General features: G+C 43.3%; 3 protein-coding genes. 1 reads left to right on the top strand and 2 read right to left on the bottom strand.

Annotated elements, in window-relative coordinates; all coding sequences use genetic code 11:
* Positions 1-914: Rqc2 family fibronectin-binding protein (locus GMD4S_RS07910; protein WP_000430962.1), on the top strand; the 914-nt coding region annotated here is incomplete at its 5' end.
* 32 nt (positions 915-946) lie between these two features.
* On the opposite strand, the gene deoD is transcribed toward GMD4S_RS07910, so the two are convergent.
* Positions 947-1657: a purine-nucleoside phosphorylase gene (gene deoD, locus GMD4S_RS07905; RefSeq protein ID WP_000022105.1), complete on the bottom strand. Its 711-nt coding sequence runs from the start codon at positions 1655-1657 to the stop codon at positions 947-949.
* A gap of 460 nt (positions 1658-2117) precedes the next feature.
* Positions 2118-2560 (bottom strand): purine-nucleoside phosphorylase (locus GMD4S_RS07900; RefSeq protein ID WP_000674901.1); only part of this gene is annotated, 443 nt, incomplete at its 5' end.

Genomic DNA, 2560 nt, shown 5'->3' with positions numbered 1-2560 from the left:
TGGGAGAGCCTTTTGCCAGTCTCTCTGATCTTCTGGATACCTATTACAAAGATAAGGCAGAGCGCGATCGCGTCAAACAGCAAGCCAGCGAGCTCATTCGCCGTGTTGAAAATGAACTTCAGAAAAATCGACATAAGCTTAAAAAACAAGAAAAAGAGTTACTAGCGACAGACAATGCTGAGGAATTTCGCCAAAAGGGAGAATTGCTGACAACCTTCCTTCATCAAGTACCTAATGACCAAGATCAGGTTACCTTGGACAACTACTACACCAATCAACCTATCACCATTGCGCTTGATAAGGCCTTGACCCCCAGCCAGAATGCCCAACGCTATTTTAAACGTTACCAGAAACTCAAAGAAGCTGTCAAATACCTGACTGAACTGATTGAAGAAACCAAGGCTACCATTCTTTATCTAGAAAGTGTGGAGACTGTGCTCAACCAAGCTGGACTAGAAGAAATCTCTGAAATACGTGAAGAATTGATCCAAACTGGCTTCATTAGAAGACGCCAACGTGAAAAAATCCAGAAACGCAAAAAACCAGAACAGTATCTGGCGAGCGATGGCAAAACCATCATTTATGTCGGTCGTAACAACTTGCAAAATGAAGAGCTAACCTTTAAAATGGCTCGCAAGGAAGAACTTTGGTTCCATGCCAAGGACATTCCAGGAAGCCATGTCGTCATCTCAGGAAATCTTGACCCTTCTGACGAAGTTAAGACAGATGCAGCGGAGCTAGCTGCCTACTTTTCCAAAGGGCGCTTGTCAAATCTAGTTCAGGTAGATATGATTGAAGTGAAAAAACTCAATAAACCAACTGGTGGCAAACCTGGCTTTGTAACCTACACAGGGCAAAAGACCCTCCGTGTCACCCCAGACCCAGAAAAAATCGCATCTATGAAAAAATCCTGATTTCAAGTGAAATCAGGATTTTCGTTTACAATTTACTCTGCAATCAAGGTTTCCAAACCAACCTTCATCATATCGGTGAAGGTATTTTGGCGTTCTTCTGCAGTGGTGTCTTCATCTGGATTGACCAAGCTATCAGAAATGGTCATGATAGCAAGGGCATCAACGTGGTGTTGGGCAGCAAGATAGTAAAGAGCTGCTGCTTCCATTTCCACAGCCTTGACTCCCCATTTACCAAGCTCGATGTTCTTTTCAAAGTAGTTTGAGTAAAAGACATCTGATGACAAGACGTTCCCAACGTGGGTTGTCATACCAAGTTCTTTGGAGATATGGTAGGCCTTGTCTAGCAAATCAAAGCTAGCGATTTGTGGGAAATCATACTGTGGCCAGTCATTGCGGATGATGTTTGAGTTGGTTGCAGCTGCTTGCGCCAAAACCAATTCACGGACGTGGACATCTTCATTCAAAGAACCAGCAGTTCCCACGCGGATCAATTTCTTTACACCGTAGTCCACAATCAACTCACGCGCATAAATCGAAATGGATGGCATCCCCATCCCAGTTCCCATGACAGATACACGGTGGCCCTTGTAAGTACCAGTGTAACCAAACATGTTCCGCACTTCGTTAAAACAAACAGCATCTTCAAGGAAGGTCTCCGCAATAAATTTCGCACGAAGAGGATCCCCCGGAAGAAGAATTTTATCAGCAATTTCACCTTGCTGAGCAGCAATATGGATAGACATAATATAAGATACCAAACCCGTCAAAAAGCGAAGGGAAAATAGGAGTTGAGCGCAGTGAGCGATGCTCGCTAGACCAACTATCTTTTTCCCACTGCTTTTAGGGTGGGTTCAATTCCTTTCTTTCTTAATTTTGATGATATTGAGAAGACTAGACCGGCTTCAATTCAAAACCGAACCATCCTCTCTATGTTTTTAGAAAAGTTTTCCGCTCGTGTTCAAATCAGAACACACGCTCTACCTTTCTTTTTGTATATTTAGGATAGCGACAGAGAACAATGTAAAAATAGGAAACTGACGAAGCATCGCAGATGCTAGACAGTTTATCTTTTTTACACGGTTCTCCGCCCGTATTCAGTTCAGCGAATACGGTTTACCCATCCTTTCTTTTATTGTTATGAAAGATTTTCCGCTCGTGTTCAAATCAGAACACTTCACTCTACCTTTCTATGATAAGTATTCATTACAATTCAGCAAGAATCGCTTTCAGCAAGCCTTTAAAGTCGCCTTTGACACGTTCGGTTACTTCTACAACTTCTTCGTGGTTGAGTTCTTCTTGGAAACCAGCCGCAAAGTTAGTAATACATGAAATACCGAGAACTTTCAAGCCAGAGTGGGCTGCCACGATTACTTCAGGAACCGTAGACATACCAACGGCATCTGCTCCCAGTGTCTTATAGGCACGAATCTCTGCTGGTGTTTCATAAGTCGGACCAGTCACACCAATATAGACACCTTCATCAAGCTTGATACCAAGTTTTTTAGCCACTTCATGGGCAGTAGCGCGGTATTCTGGTGTGTAGGCCTTAGACATATCAGGGAAACGTGGACCAAAATCATCCAAGTTTTCACCCATCAATGGGTTCTGCCCCGTCATATTGATATGGTCTGAGATAGCCATCAAGG

The sequence above is a fragment of the Streptococcus sp. GMD4S genome, assembly GCF_000296955.1.
The sequence above is the reverse complement of the archived record's forward strand: the minus strand, read 5'-3'. Positions and strand labels throughout refer to the sequence as shown.

Bases quoted from the DNA above. Each gene is read 5' to 3' on its own strand.
- deoD (WP_000022105.1), bottom strand. From the start codon at position 1,657: ATGTCTATCCATATTGCTGCTCAGCAAGGTGAAATTGCTGATAAAATT.